Genomic DNA, 21,383 nt, shown 5'->3' with positions numbered 1-21,383 from the left:
GATGGACTGGGGATATATCAATGCACGGATGAGGGGGATGAGGAGCCGGCTGCTTGACCACCGGGAACTCGATGACCTCATCCTCCAGCCGGATATCCCGTCCCTGATAACCAGGCTGGAAAAAACCCCGTACCTGGACGATATTACCGAAGCAAAAGGCAGGTACTCCGGGGTACTCTGCATTGAATACGCCCTTCGGATAAATTTCACCCGGACATTCCGGAAGATCCTTGCTTTTGCCCATGAAGAGGAGGCAGAGCGGTACATCAGGATATTCCTGCACCGCTGGGACGTCCAGAACATCAAGACGATCATCCGCGGGAAGAATATCCATATCACGAACGAGGAGATCCTCGATTGTCTTGTGCCCGCGGGGGAGCTCGACGAGGCGACCCTGACGGAACTCGTCAGGCAGCCCGATGTACGGGCGGTCATTGACCTGCTTGCGACATGGGGTATCTCCTATGCAAAACCCCTCACGGAGAAGTACCCGGACTTTCTGAAGACCGAAAATCTTGCCACTCTTGAATGCGAACTTGACAAGTATTATTATCAGGACGCTCTGGTCTCAGTAAAAAAACCGTCCTACAACGACACGATCATCCGGGACCTCATATCCCTTGAGATCGATGTTATCAATATCAAGACGATCCTGCGGATGATACGGGACCGCATCGATCCGGAGGAGGCTGAAACATTCCTTATTGAAGGGGGGAAGGAATTGGGTCCCGAGGACCTGAGCGGCCTCCTCTCCCTGAAAACGATCAGGGATGCCCTTTCGGCACTTGAGTCCACCCAGTACCGGTTCCTGAACACCATTCCCGAGAGCGCCCTTCGCACGGAGAAGATATCGGTTATCGAGAAACAGCTCGAAAAGTCCCTGATCCAGAAAGGCGTGAGTTCTTTTCTGGGGGATCCGCTCAGCGTGGCTTCGCTCATAGGCTATTTCTGGGCAAAATATAACGAGATCACCAATATCCGGATCATCTCGCGGTGCAAGACCGCAGATTTCCCCCTTGAGAACCTGAAGGAGGAACTCGTGTATGTATAAATTCGTCATCGTTACGGACAGTGACCGGGCGTCGGGGTTCCGGCTGGCCGGCGTCGAGGTCCTGGAGGCCGGGTCGGCCGAGGAAGCGAAAAAGATTATCCCGCCCCTTTTGTACAAAGACGACATCGGCATCGTCGCGGTGAACGAGGAGTACATGCTCTCTCTCGATGAGAAACTGATGGACCGGATCGAGAAGATGCACCGCCCGCTCATCATTCCCATCCCTTCGAAGTCGAAAGAGGTTGACCGGAGGACGTACATCGAACAGCTCCTGCGCAGGGCGATCGGCTATAACATCGTATTAAAGAGGTGAAGGTATGATAACAGGCACGATTTCACGGATTTCCGGACCCGTCATCACATCCCGGGGCATGAAAGGGTCCAAGATGTATGACGTGGTAAAAGTCGGCGAGGAGGCCCTCAGGGGGGAGATCATCCGGCTTGACGGGGAAGAAGCGGTCATCCAGGTCTACGAGGACACGACGGGTCTCACGATTGGGGAGACGGTAGAGAACACGGAAAAGCCCCTTTCCGTGGAACTCGGCCCCGGGCTTTTATCGTCAATCTATGACGGCGTCCAGCGCCCGCTGCCCGTCCTCCTCCAGAAAAGCGGGGACTTTATTGCCCGGGGTATCTCGGCACCCGGGCTTGACCGCGAGAAAAAATGGGACTTCGTCCCGGCAGTCAGGACCGGCGACACGGTAGCCGAGGGCGACATCATCGGGACCGTCAGGGAATTCCATTTCGAGCACCGGATCCTCGTCCCGCACAAAATATCCGGGAAAGTCACCGACATCAGGGCGGGCACCTTCACGGTCGAGGAGATCGTCTGCACCCTGGACACTACCACCCGGCTCTCCATGATGCAGCTCTGGCCGGTCCGGATCCCCCGCCCGCACCAGAAGAAGCTCGACCCTGTCCTCCCGCTGATCACGGGGCAACGGGTGTTCGACTGCATATTCCCGGTCACCAAGGGAGGGACCGCGATGATCCCGGGCGGTTTCGGGACCGGTAAGACCGTCTCCGAACAGACCCTTGCCAAATGGTCGGACACGCAGATCGTGGTCTATATCGGGTGCGGGGAACGCGGCAACGAGATGACCGATGTGCTTGCCGAGTTCCCGGAACTGGTAGACCCGAGGACCGGCCTGCCGCTGATAGAGCGGACTATCCTCATCGCGAACACGTCCAACATGCCGGTCGCTGCACGGGAGGCCTCGATCTATACCGGGATCACGATAGCCGAATATTTCCGCGACATGGGATATGACGTTGCACTGATGGCCGACTCCACATCCCGGTGGGGCGAGGCGCTGCGTGAAGTGTCGGGGAGGCTCGAGGAGATGCCGGGAGAAGAAGGCTACCCCGCATATCTTGCCACCCGGCTCTCCGCCTTTTACGAGCGGGCCGGCAGGGTCGTATGCACGGGTTCCGGGGAACGGAACGGCTCCATCACGGTCGTGGGTGCGGTATCGCCACCCGGCGGGGATTTCTCGGAGCCGATCACGCAGAACACGCTGCGGGTCGTCGGCACGTTCTGGGCGCTGGACACGAACCTTGCGTACCGCAGGCATTTTCCCTCGGTCAACTGGATAAAAAGTTACTCGCTCTATCTCGACAGTATCGGGGACTGGTATATCAATAACGTCGCACGGGACTGGAGGGAGATGCGGGAAAATGCCATGTACCTGCTCCAGAAGGAGGTGGAACTGCAGGAGATCGTCCAGCTGGTGGGCCCCGACGCCCTCCCCGACAGCGAGAAGGCCATCCTGGAAGTGACCCGGATGATCCGCGAGGACTTCCTCCAGCAGAGCGCGTACAGCGACACGGATTCCTTCTGCCCTATTGAAAAACAATACCTGATGCTCAAGGTGATCATGGTGTATTATGCAAAAGTGAGCGAGGTGATGACCCGCGGTGTCTCCCTGCGGCAGATCCAGGCGCTCCCGCTGAGGGCAACTATCGGGCGGATGAAGGACGTGGCGGACCTGGACGCCATCCGGAACATGCTCACCGAGATCGACGAGAAACTCATGTCCCTTGAGGTGGAAAAATGAAGCAGGACTCCCTCCTCACGAAGGATTACCGGACTATCCGGTACGTCTCGGGCCCCCTGATATTTGTCAGCAATGTCCACGGGGCATCGTTCGGCGAGATCGTCAGGATAACCTTAAAGGACGGGGAGGAACGTACCGGGCAGGTGCTCGACATCTCCGAAGAGCACGCGGTCATCCAGGTATATGAAGGCACCCGGGGGATCGACACGCTCAACACGAATGTCCGGTTCATCGGAGAGCCCGCCCGGATCAATGTCTCCATCGACATGCTGGGGCGGGTGTTCAGTGGCGTCGGGAAGGCCCGGGACGGGGGCCCGGACATCGTCCCGGAAGCCGTGCTCGACATTGCCGGGACCCCCATCAACCCGTCAGCCCGGGACAAGCCGGCGGACTTCATCCAGACCGGCATGTCTGCAATCGACGGCCTCAACACGCTTGTCCGCGGCCAGAAACTGCCCATCTTCTCGGGCTCCGGTCTTCCCGCCAACAAGCTCGCAGCCCAGATCGCACGCCAGGCAAAAGTCCGCGGAGAAGGAGAGCGGTTTGCCGTCGTGTTTGTCGCGATGGGCATCACGCACAAGGAGGCCTCGTTCTTCATGCAGGACTTCGAGAGAACCGGGGCCCTCGAACGCGTGGTCTTTTTCATGAACCTTGCGGACGATCCTACGGTGGAGCGCCTCGCCGCTCCGCGGTGCGGGCTCACGGTCGCCGAATATCTCGCGTTCAACCACCACCTCCACGTGCTGGTGATACTGACCGATATGATCAATTACTGCGAGGCGCTGCGTGAAATTTCAACAGCCCGGGAAGAAGTGCCCGGCAGGAGAGGATATCCCGGCTACATGTACACGGACCTTGCATCGGTATACGAGCGGGCCGGGAGGCTGAAAGGAAAGGCCGGCTCCATCACCCAGATCCCTATCCTGACCATGCCGGATGATGACATCACCCACCCGGTCCCCGACCTGACCGGCTACATCACGGAAGGGCAGATCGTGCTCTCGCGGGACCTCTTCCGCCGGGGCGCTGACCCCCCGGTCGATGCCCTGCCCTGCCTCTCCCGGCTCATGAACCTGGGGATCGGCCCGGGGAAGACCCGGGAAGACCACCGCGGCGTTGCGGACCAGTTGTATGCTTCGTACGCGTACGGGCGGGACCTGCGCAGGCTCGTGGCAATTGTCGGGGAGGAGGCCCTCACGGACCTGGATAAAAAATACCTGAAGTTCGCGGACAGCTTTGAACGGCAGTTCATCACCCAGGGCGATGAGGACCGGTCCATTGAGAAGACCCTTTCCATCGCCTGGGACCTGTTCTCGCTCCTGCCGGAGGACGAACTGAAACGGATCAAGCGGGAACACATAGCGAAATACCACCCGGCACATGCAGAGAACACGGGAGCCTGACCATGGAGCAGGTGAAGCCCACGAGGATGGAGCTGATCCGGAAAAAGGCCCAGATCAAACTCGCCGAGCAGGGGAGGGACCTCCTCAGGGAGAAGATGGACGCACTGATCCAGGAATTCTTCAAGATCCTCAATTCGGTCTCCGAATCGCGGGAAGAACTCGAGCAGGTCTCCCGCGCAGCAGACCTCGCGCTCCTGATCGCCCAGGCGGTCGATGATCCGGTCACCCTGAAATCCGCCGCCTTTGCGACCCGGAGGTCCATCACCGTCGACATCACCGGAAAAAATATCATGGGAGTGCCGGTCCCGGTCATCGAGAAGAAACGGGTCTCAAAGACCATGCTCGAGAGGGGGTATGACATCATCTCGACCAGCGCGAGGATCGACGAGGCCGCCGAGCGGTACGAGATAGAACTTGACCTCCTGATAAAACTTGCAGAGACGGAGACGGCCATGAGACGGCTCGGGGCGGAGATCCAGATGAACCGGCGCAGGGTGAATGCCCTTGAACAGATCCTGATCCCGGAGCTGAAGAGCCAGGCAAAATACATCAAGAATGCCATCGAGGAACGGGAGCGGGAGGACCTGTTCAGGCTGAAAAAGGTCAAGAGCATCATGGAGAGAAAGAAAAAAGCTGCGAAGAAAAAACAGGCCGGCAGGTAATAATTATTGCGGGGAAGGCGGCGGGGGGTTCACTTCGGCGATCTCTTTTTTAAACGGTCTGTACACTATCCCGCCGCCCTCGTAAAATTTTGAGAAGAACTCCACGAGGTGCAGTCGCACGGAATGGATCGACGGGCTGAACATGGCCAGCACGATGTTGAGCGCATGCAGCAGGATCGCCACGATGACACCGATAATCACGAATCCGAGCGCCCCGCCGAGCTGGTTGGCGACCATGGCAAGGATGACCGAGGCCATGCCGATCGCCATCAGCCGCGCGTACGAGAGGATGTTTCCCACCGTACTCATGATCTCGATGGTGCCGAACACACCGGCGCCGTAGATGATGAGAGGCAGGGCGACAACGATCAACAGTACCGCTGGGTACATGCCCCCCTGCGGGATAAATCCGCCAAGCACCAGGATGAGGGCGATGATCGCGATGATCATGAAAAGCATGCCGCATTTTTCACAAAGGTGCTTCCTGCTTTTGGTGATCACGGCATTCCGGATCCCGATGACCAGCCCTAACAGAACATGAATGACCCCGACGGTAATGGCAAAGAGGAGCATGGGGATCACCGCTTCTGTACGGTTCCAGGTTATCCCAAGAAACGTGACCGGGTGGAGCCAGCCTAAGGATTCCCCCAAATCCCCGAAAAATTCCCCGTACAGGAACCCGAAGATGATGGTGGGGATCGAAGAGATCATGAGGATACCGGAGAGACTGACGATAAAATCCAGTTTCTTGAACCGGTTTTTAAGAGCCAGGGCAAAGAAGAATATGATAAGTCCATACCCGATATCACCGACCATCATACCAAAAAAGATCGGGAAAAAGATCGCGAGGATCGGGGACGGGTCCACCTCACGGTACCGGGGCGGAGAGACGAGCTGCATGATAAACTCGAAGGGTTTTACCCACCACGGGTTATCGTAAAAGACCGGGGCCTTCTCCATCTCTTTTCCGCTCGGGTCCAGTTCGATGACGGCGACCCGCTCGCCAAAGACTTCCCTGACCGCCAGCCGGGTGCGCTGCAGGTATTTTTTTGGGATCCAACCCATGATCACAAAGATGTACTCGGACAACCCGAAGTTCCGGTATGCTCCCAGTTCCCCGTTGATGTCCTCAAGGCGCTTTTTCAGCACTACCAGTTCCTGGTACCAGACCGATGCGAGGGTGAGGAGCTGTTCATCAATTTTTCTGATATCCTCCTGTGCCCGCAGTTTGCTCTCCCCGATGAGGGCGAACATCTCGTAAAAAGGCCTTCCTGAATATTCCTGTGGCAGCCGCACTTCGTTCACATTGACCGAATAAATAAACGAGTGGACCTGCTCGGAGTACCGCCGGTTGAAGACCATGATGGCCGCAAGCGTATCGGCATCGACCGTGGTAGAGGTCATCTCGAACTGGTCGTGGGTAAGCGTGTTGAGTTCTTTTCGTATGATTTCCAGGACTTCGCTGTGTTCTTTCTGGATGAGTAAGATGGTAATCTCGAACCCTTCGAGCAGCGGCAATTCTTTTTCTACCGGCTGGATGATCTCAAGGACCCGGGCATACCGGTTCAGTGCGGTGATCGAGAGCGTGAGTTCGCTTTTTTTTGCCGTCAGGTCGCGCGTAGTTGTTTCGAGCTCGCGGATTATGTCCCGTGCCTTCGCTATGAGCTCGTTGTGGCTCTTGTTCTCAAGGGACGCGCGGACTTTCTGCTGGCCTTCCGGATCATCAGCAGTCCGGGGCAACGTACCAAATATCCCGTTGATCTTGCCCAGGACCTCGGAGATATCATTTACCGTCTCCAGTTTCACCGGAATGAGGGGAATTTCATCCGGGGAGATCAACGACGGTGCATCTTCGAGATGAACGGTACCGGCATTATACAACACATCGACTGCCCGGTTGAGATCGCCCTTTGGCCCGATAATCTGGATTCGTTTCATCCTCTGGAGCATATCACTCCTCTCCGGGATCGTTCCGGACTATTCCAACGTCACATAGCCGACAATCCTTTTCACTGCTGCGGGAAGGTTCCGGGATCCCTGTTCAGATACTGCCTCGCTCTCGGTTAAGGCCGTTTTTTTCAGCTCTTCTATCTCAATCTCTGCCTTCCCTTTCTCGTTCCAGTACAGCTGCTCGGCAGCAGTTTTCCCGGCGCTGTCCGCAGTACAGAGCAGGTCTTCTGCTTCCGATCTGGCGGCAGCAACTGCAGCCTCGGTCTCGGCCCTGACCATATCGATCTTCCTGGTGAACTCCTGCTCCTTTTCCCGTATCTGCTGGAGCAGGGTTTTTTCATCTTCCATGATCTTTCCCCTATAAACCGTGCCTTCGCTTCAAAATGCTCGTGACGCCGCACTGAGGTTCGCTGTTCAGCGGCTCTTTCTTTGCATCAGCCTTGTGTCCGCTCGCAGCAAGTTCCCGGGCTTTCCGGGAGGCCTTCTCGATCCGCTCCCTGCACCTCCCTACGGCATTGTTCCGTATGGTCTCGATGATCGCGGTGATGTCCCGGGTCATTTTTACCGCTCCAGAAACGATTAATTGGTGTATTCCCCAGAGGTTGGATATATACTTTCTTACCCGAAAACCAGCTCCCTCAGGCTCCTTCCACCCACCTGCAGAAAAAGGAATCCATTAATCTCATGGCCGCACAACCTAAAGACCAGCGACCGGCAGGTACCGGGCGGAATAACCGGGGATGGGACAGGTGGATGTTTTTGTCAATACCGGACTCCTGATCATCTTCATCCTTGTACTGGTCCTCCCGTTCAGGGTAAAGATCATTGAACGGAACCTGGAATTGTTCCTGTTTCTCTGCGGGACCGCTGCGCTCACGCTCTCCGGGTTTGCAGCTATTCCCGGTGAGACCACCGGCTGGAGTGCCCGTATCGTCCTTGAATCGCTGACCATCCCGCTCAATATCGCAACAATAGCAGGTATTCCCGTCGGGATAGTCCAGATCGTCCTCATCGTAGGAATCGTAATCTATCTCTTTCACCCTCAGCTGCAGGACGCATTCACCCGGCTGATCGAGACCGTCCCCCTCACGGTTATCGTGCCCTCCGTGATCATCATTCTCGGACTTGTCTCGAGCATCATTTCGGCGATCCTTGCGGCCATCGTCCTTGTCGAGATCGTCAATGCCCTCCCGGTCGGGAGGCGGTCGAAGATCGAACTTGCGGTTGTCGCGTGCTTCTCTATCGGTCTCGGTGCCGGTCTGACGCCCTTTGGAGAACCGCTCTCGACCATCGTCGTCTCCAAACTTTCCGGCGAACCGTACCATGCCGGGTTCGGGTTCCTCCTCCAGAATCTGGGACTGTACATTGTTCCCTCGGTCTTCGGTCTTGGGATCGTCGGACTCGTCCTCTTCCGGAGATCCCATACCGGAGACACCCTGCTGGAATGTATCATTGAACGCGAAAAATTGGCTGACATAGTGGTCCGTGCAGGCAAGGTTTACCTCTTCATCATGGCCCTGATATTTCTTGGCGAAGGGTTCAGGCCCCTGATCCTGGGATATATCGCCATGATCCCGGGGGCTGGCCTGTACTGGATCAATATCATTTCAGCTGTCCTCGACAATGCGACGCTTGCCGCTGCTGAGATAAGTCCCGCGCTCTCGCTCCAGCAGATTGTGGGCGCCCTCATGGGACTCATAATAGCGGGAGGAATGCTGATCCCGGGGAACATTCCGAATATTATTGCTGCAGGCAAACTGGAGATCACGAGCGCAGAATGGGCAAGGACCGGTATCCCCATCGGACTTGCCCTGATGGTCCTTTTTTTTGGTATCCTGTTTGTCCCGCCCATTCTGGGTTTTGCCTGAGATACGACCAGTTCCCCACACTTCTTCTATAAGGAGAAACAACACAGAGAATAACGATAGCCGAGCGTCGTTGTATGAACCCGAAAAGCAAGAAAACGAGGAAACCCCCCGCAACAAAGATCAGGCGGCTTATCGCCGCATTTGGTGACCCGTCCATTGATGAGCGGCACAATGCGGTAGCAGGTCTTGCAGCCTGCGGGGAGCCTGCGGTGGCAGCCCTGATCCGGTTCCTTGCGGAGGCACAGGATACCGATCAGCGCTGGTATGCGGCAGTGACGCTGTCAAAAATCGGCGGGCCGGCGATAATCCCGGTTATTACGGCCATGAAAGAGAACACGGATAAGGAGTTCAGGCGCTATGCGGCAGCAGCACTGGGTGGGATGGGGAGCGCTGCAATCGAGCCCCTGATCGATGCAATGGGGAGCAACGACCGGGTGCTGAGGGGAGTCCTCTCGCTTGCCCTGTGCAGGATCGGAAAGCCCGCGGTCGAACCCCTCACCCGCCGGCTTGCGGACGCTGATGACCTCATCAGGTCCTGCGCGACGCTGACCCTCTGGCAGATGGGTGAAACGGGGCTCCCGTCGATCGTGGAGAGCCTGCAGGACAAAGAGTGACTGCCGGAGCAGTGTCCCTAAAAAACGTTTGGTAATCGTAAAACATCAGCCCCAAAATTGGTAATGGGAAAAGCAAATACCGAATCGATTGAAATCAAAAGCATAAGAAATCCGCTTTCGGGGGCTACGCCCCCGCCGCTCGGGCACCCCCTGATTGTGATAGTACCGTATTACCTGTTCTGGTACCATCCCAATGCGCCCCGTCCCCTTCGGGGGACTGGTGGCGCAAGAGGGGGGTAATCATGATACTTAAAAATGGATTTCTACAGACTAAAAAATATGGAGTTGTCGCCGTATTGGGGGCTGATTATTGATAATTTCCAAACTTTTTTGAGGCCGTACCAGGCCAGTTCAATCGGTCCCGAAACCGAACCAATAAATCTCCTCCCACCCATCGTACCGGTATGCTTGTGCTCTCGCCCGCGATGGAGGCGTACGAAAAGTCCCTGATGGACGAGCTCCTCCGCGCAATTGCGATAGCAAAAGAGGCGCGTTCCCGCGGCCTCGACCCGACAACGGATGTTGAGATCCCCATCGCAAGCGATCTCGCCGACCGTGTGGAAGCCCTTCTCGGGATCAAAGGCGTTGCGGTACGTATCCGCGAGCTCGAGCAGCAGATGTCCCGCGAAGAGGTCGCACTCCGCATCGGCGATGATTTTGTCGCGAGAAAGTTCGGCGAGAAAAGCACCGACGAGATCCTCGACCATTCCATCCGTACCGCCATGGCACTCCTGACCGAAGGTGTCGTGGCAGCACCGACAGAAGGGATCGCGAAGATCGGGCTTGGCAGGAACGATGACGGGACCCGGTACCTGATGATCTATTACGCAGGGCCGATCCGGAGTGCCGGCGGTACTGCACAGGCACTGTCGGTGCTCGTCGGGGACTACGTCCGCCAGAAGCTCGGGATCGGGCGGTACATCCCCCGGCAGGAGGAGGTGGAGCGCTACATCGAGGAGATCCGGCAGTACAACTCCATCATGAACCTCCAGTACCTGCCGAGCGAGGCGGAGATCCGGCTCATCATCGAGAACTGCCCGGTCTGCATCGATGGCGAAGCGACCGAGCAGGAGGAGGTTTCGGGGCACCGGAACCTTGAGAGGGTGGAGACGAATGTCGTGCGGGGCGGTATGGCCCTCGTGATTGGGGAAGGCATCGCCGGCAAGGCACGCAAGCTCAAGAGCCGGGTCGAGAAGATGAAGATGGGGGGCTGGGACTGGCTGGACAAGCTCATTGCCGGGGCAAAATCCGGCGAGAGCGAGAAGACAGCCGGTATCAGACCTCTCGACAAGTACCTTCGCGACCTTATCGGCGGCCGCCCCGTCTTTGCGTACCCGATGCGCAAAGGGGGGTTCCGGCTCCGGTACGGGAGATCGCGGAACACGGGGTTTGCTGCTGCCGGGCTCCACCCGGCGACCCTGCACATACTCGGAGAATTTCTTGCGGTCGGCACGCAGATGAAGACCGAGCGCCCGGGCAAGGCGTGCGGCGTGGTGCCGGTCGATTCGATCGAGGGGCCAACCGTCCGCCTCACCGGGGGCACGGTGCTCCGCATCGACGATGAAGTCACCGCAAAGAAACTTTCCCCCTCTGTAGAGAGAATCCTCGATGTGGGTGAAATCCTCATATCGTTTGGCGAGTTCCTGGAGAACAACCACCCTCTCATCCCCGCCGGGTACTGTGAGGAATGGTGGTTACTTGACGCCGGACCCGGCACAAAACCGCCGACTGATGAGGACGAGGCGCTCGCACTCGCACGGGCAGGGGGGTACCTCCACCCCGCGTACACCTGGTTCTGGGACGATATCACGGCCGGGCAGATCGCGGCGCTCGCAGATGCCGTATCCGGCAGCGGTACGGTGCAGGACGACTGCCTCCACCTCCCGCAGGAACCGGAAATAAAGATTATTCTCGAAGAGCTCCTCATCCCCCATGAAGTGTGGGAAGGAGTCGTGAAGATCAGGAACTACCGCTCGCTTATCGCCTGTCTGGGCCTCGACGAAACCCTGAAGAAACGGGCGGTCTGGAACGGACAGCTCCCGGAAAAACCCCTGGACCTCGTCACCCATCTGTCAGGGTTCCGGCTCAGGTCGAGGTCCGGGACCCGGATCGGCGGGCGCATGGGCAGGCCCGGGAAATCCAAGCCCCGCAAGATGAACCCGCCGCCGCACGTACTCTTCCCGCTCGGGGACTCCGGTGGCAACCGCCGCTCGTTCCAGTCTGCATCTGCCCATACTGCGGAGGTGGACGCGAACAACACCGACCTCGACTTCCAGAAAGAGGGCGGGATCATCGAGATAGAAGTCGGGAGACGGCGGTGCAGCGGGTGCCAGGAGATCACGTACCTGAACCGGTGCGAGAAGTGCGGCGCACACACCGTTCCCATCACCATCTGCCCCAAGTGCGGGAGGGAGACAACGGTTGACCGCTGCCCGGCGTGCAACGTCCCCACCAGCTGCAGCCAGCGGGTCACCCTGAATATGAAGGCGGAATACGCAAAGGTGATGGAACGGCTGGGCCTTAAGGTAGACAGCGTCGCGCTCGTGAAAGGGGTGAAAGGGGTGATCTCACGGGAAAAGACCGTGGAGGCTATGGAAAAAGGGATCCTCCGGGCTGCCCGCAATATATTTGTCTTCAAGGACGGCACAACAAGGTTCGATATGATCGACCTGCCCCTCACCCACATCCGTCCGGACGAAGTGCGGGTCTCCGTATCAAAACTCCGCTCGCTCGGCTATGTCAGGGATACCCGGGGATATGACCTCCAGAACGGTTCGCAGGTCGTGGAGATCCACCCGCAGGACATCCTTGTCTCCGACTCCTGCGCCGAGTACATGGTCAGCGTGGCGCAGTTCATGGACGACCTGCTCGTCAAGTGTTACGGGCTTGAGCCGTTCTACAATGTGAAAGAGCCAGCCGATCTCGTCGGGCACCTCGTCATCGGGCTCGCCCCGCACACGAGCGCCGGGGTCCTCGCCCGGATCGTCGGATTCACGCGTGCGAATGTGGGATATGCCCACCCGTTCTTCCATGCTGCAAAGCGCCGCAACTGCTTCTATGGCGATACTTCGGTCGAGGTCTACGATGGGAAGAGCTGGACGAAATGCCAGATACGGAAGTTCGTGCTGGAGAACTTCGACCTGACGCGCCCCGGCCTGGACCGGCTCGGGACCTATTACTCGGACCCGGCCCGCCCATTCCTCACCCGGACCGTGGATACCGGCGGCCAGATCCATCTCCGAAGGATCACGTCGGTGTCCATCCATCGCTCCCCCGCCTCGCTGATCCGGTTCACGACCTCACGGGGAAAAGAGCTCGTTGTGACCCCCGATCACGCGATGCTTGTCTGGGACACCGGTTACCTGAGGAAGATCAGGGCGGTGGAGCTCAAAGCGGGTGATGCGGTACCGGTCTTCGAAGGCTCGTGCGTTCTTGCCGACCGCATCGTTGCCGCTGATGCCGTGCCGGCGCCGGACGAACGGGTCTACTGCATGACGGTCGCGGACGACCACACCCTTGTTGCCAACGGCATCTTCACCGGCCAGTGCGATGGCGACGAGGACTGCATCATGCTCCTCCTCGACGGGCTCATCAACTTCTCGCGTTCGTTCCTGCCGCAGAACCGGGGCGGGTCGATGGACGCTCCCCTGGTGCTGACGAGCAGGATCGACCCCGCCGAGATCGACAAGGAAGCCCTGAACGTAGACGTCTGCGACCATTACCCTCTGGAACTCTATACCAGTGCGCTCGCCTACGCCGATCCCAAGACCGTTGCGGCACTGATCGACCGGGTGGAAAAACGGGTCGGCACGCCGGCGCAGGTCGAGGGGTTCCAGTTCACCCACGACACTTCCGATATCTCCGCCGGCCCGCTGGAGTCCATGTATACCCAGCTCAAGACCATGACCGACAAACTCGGGGCCGAACTGGTACTTGCCGAGAAGATCCGGGCCGTTGACGCGGACGATGTGGCGGAACGGGTCCTCACCACGCATTTCATCCGCGACCTCATGGGCAACCTCTCGGCGTTCTCCAAGCAGAAGTTCCGGTGCACGAAATGCAACACGAGCTACCGGCGGATGCCGCTTGCCGGGAAATGCACAAAGTTCCGGGGGAAAGGGATCTGCAACGGCAACATCATCCCCACCGTGCATGAAGGCTCGGTGAAGAAATACCTGGAGATGTCCCGGGAGATCTGCCGGAAATACAAGGTCTCCGAATATACCAAGCAGCGGGTCGAGGTGCTCGACCTTGCGATCACCTCGACGTTCGGAGAGGAGAAACAGCAGCAGCTCGGGCTTGCGGATTTCATGTGATCCGTGACCGCAGGTATTTCCCTCGCCGGCCCTGCACAGGTGCGGGGACAGCCAGGCCCGGCCACCAGCGATTGAGACAGGGTTTTACCAACAATTTTGGAAAAATATACATCCACTCAAAAGCTTATACTGCTCCGCACCAAATACAATCTGAGCGAGAATAACCAAGTGGTCAACGGTGATCGACTCAAGATCGATTCGCGCAGGCGTTCGCAGGTTCGACTCCTGCTTCTCGCATCACCTATAAACCCCTGAACTGGATTATGTGAATAACCCCAGAATCCGGCGGTGCGGCACCCCCCGGGTTACTGTTTCCGGATGCCGGTTGAGAATTTTTCCAGAGTCCCGGTGAATGATCCGCTGTCGACATCCTTTTCAATGGTCGATACGGACGAGACAAACGTCATTCCCTTCTGCTCAAGCGCCTTTCTCACGACAGTGATGGCGGACTGGTCGCCGCGGCCACCCATCTCAACGAGCACGTGGAACGGTTTTCCGCTGCCGCCCGTAACCGAATCGAGGTACGTATTGACGTACGCAGGTACTTTCCCGGCCCAGACCGGGCTCGCGATGACGAGAGTGTCAATACCGGTGAGATCAGTCTTCGTCGTTTTGATGGGCGATTTCATCCCAAAGAACGCCTTCATCGCTTTTCCTGCAACGCCACAGTCACGGACCGGCTCTATCCGTACCAGCTCTGCATCCAGCAGCTTTGCGAGGGCAGTTGCGACCTTCTCGGTGTGCCCTTTCCACGAGTAATAGACTACCCTGGTTGTCATGGTAATTCTCATGTAACGATCCTGCCGGGTGGGGAAAAAGGTTCTGGTGCATCTGCGGGTTCAGATAAGGTAGTGGTTGGTGAACGGTTTTTCACTTCATTAAAATTTCCTGCCGACCTAAATGTATCAGAACCGCTGGCAGCTGAGTCCCTCATCAGTCGCTATCTTCCTGTCACCTCCCTGGCATTCCGCTACCGGTCCCGGCGTTGCATCGAAGGGGAATGCAATCTGCACACCCCGTCAGGATTGTAACTGGCCCGTTCAGGCAAGCCGCAACGTAAACCGTATCGCAGTACCTGATTGCCGGTCACCCGGAATCCTGTCATCGGCCCATACCTTTCCACCATAGCTCTCTATTAGCATCTTGACGATATGGAGCCCGAGCCCGTAACTGCTCCGCTTGCGGGAATCCTGCATAAACCGGTCGAACACCAGCGGTTTCATAGCCCCGGGAATGCCCGGCCCGGTGTCACTGACGGATATTTCCAATAATCCTTCGGGAACCTCACGGGCTGTGACCGTAATCTCGGTATCCATTCCTCCGAATTTAAGACTGTTTGAGAAGAGGTTGTCAAATACCACGCCCAGCATGTCGTTTGCAAGCACCGTCCGGTTGCAGTTTTCCATAATGAGGCGGATGCCCGGGCGGGACTGCATCTCCTTTTTGATAATCGATGCAAGATCCACCGCTTTTATTTCGGAGGGGTTCTTGTAGATGCGGCTGATCGTCTCGATATTACGGATGACATCGTCGCTCTTTTTGGCAAGCGCGATAATTTTATCTGCAAATATTCTCTCTGAATCCTGTGCCGTGTGGCGGAACAGTTCGGCATACCCACGAAGACCCATGATCGCGTTCAGGATTTCATACGTAATCGCATCGAGGTAGATATCGAGGTAGAGGTTTGCCTTCCTGTTCAGCTCTTCAAGATCCCGGTTTCGTTCTGCGAGGGCCTCCCTCGCATCCCTGAGATCATCCCGCTGCTGTTCGATCTCTTCCAGGAGGTCATGCAGTTCGTCCTGCTGCTGCTGGATCTGGCCGAGCATATGGTTGAGGGAGTGGATGAGGGAGACGATCTCCTCATCGCCTTTCTCGGGTATCCGCAGGGTAAGGTCACCGGACCTTCCTATGGATTTCATACCGTTGTCTAATTCATTCAGGGGGGCAAGGATGAACCCCTGGAGGAGGAGCTGGACCGCAACTAAAAACGCGATGCTGAGGATGATGATGGCGGCTGCAACGATCAGGATTGATCTCTGGACCTCCTGGTAGACCGGGCGATTGGTCTCAATTTTCAGGAGGAAGAACGAAGGCTCGTTCTCTATTCCCGTAATGATCGCAAACCCGTCCAGATGGTTTTCATCCGCCTGACGGATAATGATCGCCCCCCCTTTTGCTTTCGTCCATTCGTCTGCTGACAGTACTCCATCAGCAGTTTTCGGGTTGTAGGGGAGGAGCGTGGCGTCCAACTGAAGCATCGTATCAATGTCGCTGATCCTTTCAGAATCGAGGAGACGGGCCATGACGAGTGTCCCCGCCGTGGAATTAGACGGGTTACCGTACAGGACAGGATAACCAACGAGGATGACGGGATCGTTATTGATGGAGGAGATCCCCCTCCGCCCGGAGACACCACCGGAAAATCCCTCGGGTAGTATACTATCATGGACGATTGTGTCAAGTTCGAGGGGAGCATCCTCGATAGTATTTCCGTTCCTGGAAATGGTTTCGGAGAAAACACGGTTCCCGCTGGCATTGTAGACGATGATGTAATCGATTCCGAGGTCCTTCATCGAGACCGACTGGAAGAGCCGCGAGGGATCCTGCTCCCCGCCCGGGTTTGTAAAAATCGCCGCGGTTTCATCGCGGTCTGCCCAGTCATGGCAGGTGGCTGCCACGGTTTCTATCTCGTTGTTGAGCTGGGAAATAAAACGCTGGACATGGGATGTGGTCTCCTGCTTCTCAATAATTCCGAACGACTGGAGGATGATTGCCTGGGTGATGAAACTCAAAACAATCAGGAAAATGATCAATGTGGTTACCAGAATCAGTCGGGTGCGGGTCCGTATCTTCATGCGGGAAACTCTGGGATACTGTTTCTCCGGAATAGCTTATCATATCTCTCGCCATAAATCCAATATGACTATAGTGTTTTATAGGGGGTTATGATATAACCCCCGCGAAGGCCCGGAATCTTCGTCACCCGTTTTTCCGGAATGATTAAGAACGCTTACCCGGTACAAGCAGAATGGAAGTGTGCACTCGGAATTACGATCTCAAACGGGTTGTCACGACCAGGCTCATCGGTCCGGATAAGAATGGCTGTGATGGTTTCCCGATCTCTTTCAGACACCAGGATTCCCTCCTGCCATGCATTCTCTCTTTTCTGCACTACTCATCCGCACAACTACGCTCACCATGTGATCGCAGGATGGGCAGGTGGCCACTACGCAATCATCCGTATAATCATCCCCTCTACCGGTGACTTCCGGGATGGCAAACGCTGGAATATACCGGTCTGCATAGGAGATCCCACATTTCGGACATCTGACCTCTACGGTTATTACGGACGTTATCATCATTCACCCCGGGTAATCGGACATCTGCGTTCTGCAGGTATCATCAAGTCCTTCAGGATATTGTATATCCTCCCATCGGGAGAGCATCTCCTGGTGACAGGAAAGGCCGGGACCTGCGAGGACACCTCTCTCCTGAACGGCCTGATCTGCCCTCGCACGTTTCCGCATCATTTTGCGCGAGGCCCGTAGCAGGTGGATCTCAGCCTTGTCGGAAGTGCAGGATGTGGCCGCGATGTTGAACGCGGCATTCACATCGGCATGAATAACCCTGCCGCACTGCGGGCACTCAAAACGCTTGCGAACACGTCTCCCAAACCCCCCGCACCTGCTGCATCGCTTGGAAGTGTTGGACGGGTTGACATAAAGGACCGGTATGCCGCGGTTGAGCGCCCGTTTTTCCACGAGGTGCAGCAGCGCTACGAATGATCCATTGTCGAAAGAGAACTCATATGAATCCTCTACTTCCCGCTGATGGAGGTAACGGCACGAAAAAAGTTTTTCAAACTTGATTCCGGCGCAGAAGGATTCGGCAAAACCGACGATCTGACGGGCGATCTTGTGGAGAGCGGCCTTGAACTCCTTCTTCTCGCGGCTCTTGACCTTTTTAAGTTTCCAGAGTTTTCTCTCCCGGTACAGTTTCGTGCAGTTCTGTGTCGATGAAGTCCTTCCATAATGCAGCTTCTTTCCAAGTTTCATGACTTTTCCACTTACAAGATCGGCAGCGACTACTGCATGGCCGGTGGTATTCAGGTCAACTCCTATCCAGCGGGTTTGCAGGAAAGCATTTCTATGAAATCTGATCACCTCGGTCACGTGGACATTCGACAATTCCGGCAGGAGGATTCGTATGCCCTTACCCTGCAGACATCCCGGATGACCTGACGGGCAGCAGACAGGGCAGCTACCGGTTGCCGGAGAATACGGTCCCGGATGTAGAGGGGATAGAAGCAGAAGAGATCGAAGAACGGGACGGTGGATCCTGCATGCCGGCACAGACCCCGGCGGACTGACTCGAGAACGCTCTGTAGGGTCTCATCGACATTAACCTCTGTCCAGCAGAATCCCAGCATCGAAAGCGCGTGCGAATCGCTGCCGGCAACTTCGGGAATCCTGTGAATATTCATGACCTGCTTGTTGGATCCGGGCTCGCTCCCGTCGAGGGATTCCACGGCATCAAACCCGAGCCCCGCATAATTCCCGTAGCCCAGCTGTGAGTGTGGATGGGGAGCAACGGACACGCCGCTGTCCTGTAGGATGGATTCAAGGACCAGGTCTGTCCGTGTATCCGTTATCTGACGGTCTATGCCCAGGGCGATCCAGTGTCTCCGGACCGCGATATTTCCTCCTTCAATGCCAGGTATCACCACAAGACCGGACTCCCGGCTGAGTCTTTGTGCTTCGGACGTAGAGAAGAGACGGCTGTGATCAGGTATTGCAATGGCATTGATGCCGGCATCCCGTGCCTTCTTTACCATCTTCCGCGGGCTGTGAACCGCATCAACAGACCGCCGGGTATGTACATGGAAATCGACTTTCATATCCATTCACTCCGGGAGCCAGGGCAGGTTCCGGTCCCGTCACCATTTCCGGCCGGGACATGGCGATTCAAACTTGTGCAGGGCTTTCTCTGGAAAACAAGCGGGTTGACAAGAAGTACCGTGAAACTTCCCGTCCGGAGCAGGTGAAATGGTAAAGGCGAAGTGAAGCGCCCGGCTGCTATCGGCATGCTTGTCCCATCGGGTTTTTCCAAATGCGACACAATAGAGTCTGTCAGTTCTATATATAAAATTTTTTAAGACTATATTCCCTGACAGGATCTGGGAGGGCACTCCACACAGTTCCGGGAAAAATGGTGTACGGCAAAATTATGGATCCGGGATGACCGGTACAACAAAGTTGTTATTTACCGGTTTTTTTCTTGTGGGGCCCCTGTTCGTTTTCAATAAGGAGGTTGATGACCGTCTCAGAGATATCCCCTGCATATTCACCGGACCTCCGGATACTCTCAGCTATGTACCCGATATTGATCGCGATCATCGTGTCCTGCCTGAGTACCATGTTATTGATATCCCCGCAGATGTTCTCAAGTGCGCTGATGGACTCGATATTCCGGTTCGCTTCCTTCATATCCGTATTAAAGAATGAGACGATGCTCCGGTCAAATATCTCAAGGGACAGGGTACTGGATTTCTTGATCGCGGTAAGGATCTTCTTGTCGATATCGGCGCCGACAATCGGTAAAGTATGCTCAGCGATTCTTACTGCGTGGTCGCCAACGCGTTCGATGATCCGGCTGAGCATGTAGTAATGCATTGCCAGGCTCTGGGAGATTTCCATCTTCCGGGAGAGCGAAGTGTTCTGCATGATCATGTTCGTCTGGCGGGCAATCAGCCAGTTGAGCCGATCGGCGTCCATGTCCCGGACGATCACATCCTGTGCGAGTTCCTTATTGTGGGTTTCAAGCGCGGCAATGGCATCCTCATGCATATTCTTGACGATAACAAACATGCGCTTGATGGTGTTGTCAAAGGGCATCTCTGCCGGGTTCAAAAGGTCTTTTATCGTGATGACCGTATCAGTTTCTTCCACGATTTCCTGGCCGATTGTCATCTGGGTAAAGTCCCGGACCCCCGTCCGCACAAAGGGGGAGAACCGCTGCTTGGTGGTGAGACGGATCACATTGAATCCTGTAATGTATGCACCAATCAGCATCCGGAACAGGAACGCAGGATCGGTAATAGTACTACAATTGATCTCCTTGGTCCGTTGATCCGGCTCTTCCGTGATCTTCTTGGTCACAACGAGTGTCCCGTCCGGCTGGATCATGATACCGACAGGATCATTCTTTTTGATCTTCTGCTGTTCCGCCCAGTCCTTGGGGAGTGTCACCACAAAGGAAGCACCCCCGGTCATCTGCACCCGCCGTATCTCCATCTTCATCACCGGATTACAATAGAATTCTGATTTCCCTATGCTACTCTATTTGTCTATTTCCTGTATATATACTCGTATAGTTTATGGCGAAAAAACGTTTAATAGGCCGGGTTGAATGGATAATCGAACACCATGAATGCGAAACGGAGTTCTTATCTGATTATTACCCTCGGCCTTGTCGCAGTGTTCATACTCGCGATTGCTGCAGGGTGTACAGGCAACGGATCAACGAATACGGCTTCCACGCAGGCACCAAGTGCACCAACTGCACTCTCGACCACCCCCACTAACTCTCCCACTGTCCAGGCAACGACCGCAGCACCGGTAACAACGAGTACGCCGGTTTCAACAGGCCAGAAACAGACCCTCAAGATCAGCGGATCGACTACAATCCTCCCGATTGCCCAGGCAGCAGCTGAAGCGTATATGGCAACCCACCCGGACGCTGATATCCAGATCTCAGGTGGCGGATCGGGTGTCGGCATCCAGGCGATTGGTGCCAAGACCGTGGATATCGGCATGACCTCCCGTGAAGTGACCAGCGCCGAGATGGCCAAGTACCCCTCCTTCGTCATTACGCCAATTGCGCAGGACGGCATTGCCGTCATTGTCAACCCGGCCAACACGATCCAGACTATCACCTCCGATCAGATCAAGCAGATTTATCTTGGCAAAATCACCAAATGGACACAGATTACCGGAGCAGGTGTTTCCGGCACCAACAACCAGGTCGTCGTTATCGGGCGTGACAGCGCATCAGGAACCCGGGTGTATTTCGAACAGAGCGTTCTGCCGGCAAATACGAACCCGATCGCCTCGATGCAGGAGCTGAACTCCAATGGCGCGGTCAGCCAGAACGTTGCGCAGACCCCATTGGCCATCGGCTACGTTTCGATCGGGTTCCTGAGCAGCAATGTCAAGGCAGTCCCGATCATGGGAACGAACGGTGTAGTGTCTATTCCCTCTGTTGCCACCGTGAAGGACCTGACCTACCCGATGTCCCGCGATCTCTATCTCATCACCAACGGCAAGCCAACCGGACTTGCCGGCGACTTCATCAACTACATCCTCAGCCCAGATGGGCAGAAGATCGTTGCCGATCAGGGATATGTCCCCCTGAGTTGAGATGATCGGTCCGGATGAACATCAATTTTTTTTCTTTTCCACGG

General features: G+C 56.3%; 17 protein-coding genes and 1 tRNA gene. 10 read left to right on the top strand and 8 right to left on the bottom strand.

The window, feature by feature from the left end; translation table 11 throughout:
• Nucleotide 1: 1 nt before the first annotated feature.
• From ahaC to ABSB80_RS01830, 5 genes are read left to right on the top strand one after another with little or no spacing between them, the layout of a single operon-like run.
• On the top strand, nt 2-1,051 hold the full coding sequence (gene ahaC / locus ABSB80_RS01850) for an ATP synthase A1 subunit C (protein WP_428367572.1): 1,050 nt from the start codon (nt 2-4) through the stop codon (nt 1,049-1,051).
• Nucleotides 1,044-1,364, top strand: a complete 321-nt coding sequence (locus ABSB80_RS01845; RefSeq protein WP_428367570.1) for a V-type ATP synthase subunit F — start codon at nt 1,044-1,046, stop codon at nt 1,362-1,364. The genes ahaC and ABSB80_RS01845 overlap by 8 nt, the downstream gene beginning before the upstream one ends.
• A gap of 4 nt (nt 1,365-1,368) precedes the next feature.
• A complete protein-coding gene (locus tag ABSB80_RS01840) occupies nt 1,369-3,108 on the top strand; it encodes a V-type ATP synthase subunit A (RefSeq protein ID WP_428367568.1) in 1,740 nt (579 codons plus the stop codon).
• Nucleotides 3,105-4,511 carry a V-type ATP synthase subunit B gene (locus ABSB80_RS01835; RefSeq protein ID WP_428367566.1) on the top strand — a complete coding sequence of 469 codons (1,407 nt, stop codon included), beginning with the start codon at nt 3,105-3,107 and terminating at the stop codon, nt 4,509-4,511. Before ABSB80_RS01840 ends, ABSB80_RS01835 begins: the two co-directional genes overlap by 4 nt.
• A 2-nt stretch (nt 4,512-4,513) precedes the next feature.
• Nucleotides 4,514-5,173 carry a V-type ATP synthase subunit D gene (locus tag ABSB80_RS01830; protein WP_428367564.1) on the top strand — a complete coding sequence of 220 codons (660 nt, stop codon included), beginning with the start codon at nt 4,514-4,516 and terminating at the stop codon, nt 5,171-5,173.
• A 3-nt stretch (nt 5,174-5,176) separates the two neighbouring features.
• Here the strand turns inward: ABSB80_RS01830 and ABSB80_RS01825 are convergent, their stop codons facing one another.
• From ABSB80_RS01825 to ABSB80_RS01815, 3 genes are read right to left on the bottom strand one after another with little or no spacing between them, the layout of a single operon-like run.
• A complete protein-coding gene (locus ABSB80_RS01825; protein WP_428367562.1) occupies nt 5,177-7,123 on the bottom strand; it encodes a V-type ATP synthase subunit I in 1,947 nt (648 codons plus the stop codon).
• A 27-nt stretch (nt 7,124-7,150) separates the two neighbouring features.
• Nucleotides 7,151-7,471 (bottom strand): hypothetical protein, encoded by a 321-nt coding sequence (locus ABSB80_RS01820; RefSeq protein WP_428367560.1) that lies wholly within the window; start codon nt 7,469-7,471, stop codon nt 7,151-7,153.
• 10 nt (nt 7,472-7,481) lie between these two features.
• The gene (locus ABSB80_RS01815) at nt 7,482-7,682 is read right to left on the bottom strand and encodes a hypothetical protein (RefSeq protein WP_428367558.1); all 201 of its coding nucleotides are present in this window, start codon (nt 7,680-7,682) and stop codon (nt 7,482-7,484) included.
• 181 nt (nt 7,683-7,863) lie between these two features.
• Here ABSB80_RS01815 and ABSB80_RS01810 point away from each other — a divergent pair, with 181 nt between their 5' ends.
• The 4 genes from ABSB80_RS01810 (at nt 7,864) to ABSB80_RS01795 (ending at nt 14,158) form a co-directional block, all read left to right on the top strand.
• Entirely contained in the window at nt 7,864-8,991 is a 1,128-nt protein-coding gene (locus ABSB80_RS01810; protein WP_428367556.1) for a DUF1646 family protein, read from the top strand.
• Between the two features lie 74 nt (nt 8,992-9,065).
• Nucleotides 9,066-9,605, top strand: coding sequence for a HEAT repeat domain-containing protein (locus ABSB80_RS01805; protein WP_428367554.1), 540 nt, complete (start codon nt 9,066-9,068; stop codon nt 9,603-9,605).
• A gap of 404 nt (nt 9,606-10,009) precedes the next feature.
• Complete coding sequence (locus ABSB80_RS01800) at nt 10,010-13,921, top strand: DNA-directed DNA polymerase II large subunit (RefSeq protein WP_428367552.1); 3,912 nt, start codon at nt 10,010-10,012, stop codon at nt 13,919-13,921.
• 154 nt (nt 13,922-14,075) lie between these two features.
• A tRNA-Leu gene (locus ABSB80_RS01795) sits at nt 14,076-14,158 on the top strand.
• 68 nt (nt 14,159-14,226) lie between these two features.
• Here the strand turns inward: ABSB80_RS01795 and ABSB80_RS01790 are convergent.
• The 5 genes from ABSB80_RS01790 to ABSB80_RS01770 form a co-directional block, all read right to left on the bottom strand.
• Nucleotides 14,227-14,700 carry a flavodoxin family protein gene (locus tag ABSB80_RS01790; RefSeq protein WP_428367550.1) on the bottom strand — a complete coding sequence of 158 codons (474 nt, stop codon included), beginning with the start codon at nt 14,698-14,700 and terminating at the stop codon, nt 14,227-14,229.
• A gap of 261 nt (nt 14,701-14,961) precedes the next feature.
• A complete protein-coding gene (locus tag ABSB80_RS01785) occupies nt 14,962-16,776 on the bottom strand; it encodes a sensor histidine kinase (RefSeq protein ID WP_428367548.1) in 1,815 nt (604 codons plus the stop codon).
• A 507-nt stretch (nt 16,777-17,283) separates the two neighbouring features.
• Nucleotides 17,284-17,976, bottom strand: a complete 693-nt coding sequence (locus tag ABSB80_RS01780; RefSeq protein WP_428367546.1) for a zinc ribbon domain-containing protein — start codon at nt 17,974-17,976, stop codon at nt 17,284-17,286.
• 113 nt (nt 17,977-18,089) lie between these two features.
• On the bottom strand, nt 18,090-18,818 hold the full coding sequence (locus tag ABSB80_RS01775; RefSeq protein ID WP_428367544.1) for a PHP domain-containing protein: 729 nt from the start codon (nt 18,816-18,818) through the stop codon (nt 18,090-18,092).
• Nucleotides 18,819-19,179: 361 nt separating this feature from the next.
• Complete coding sequence (locus ABSB80_RS01770; RefSeq protein WP_428367542.1) at nt 19,180-20,220, bottom strand: PhoU domain-containing protein; 1,041 nt, start codon at nt 20,218-20,220, stop codon at nt 19,180-19,182.
• A gap of 126 nt (nt 20,221-20,346) precedes the next feature.
• Here ABSB80_RS01770 and ABSB80_RS01765 point away from each other — a divergent pair, with 126 nt between their 5' ends.
• Nucleotides 20,347-21,339, top strand: coding sequence for a phosphate ABC transporter substrate-binding protein (locus ABSB80_RS01765; RefSeq protein ID WP_428367540.1), 993 nt, complete (start codon nt 20,347-20,349; stop codon nt 21,337-21,339).
• Nucleotides 21,340-21,383: the final 44 nt, after the last annotated feature.

The sequence above is a fragment of the Methanoregula sp. genome (genome assembly GCF_050010295.1).
In the GTDB taxonomy this organism is placed as follows: Archaea; Halobacteriota; Methanomicrobia; order Methanomicrobiales; family Methanospirillaceae; genus Methanoregula.
This window is presented reverse-complemented; position numbering and strand designations above follow the sequence as displayed.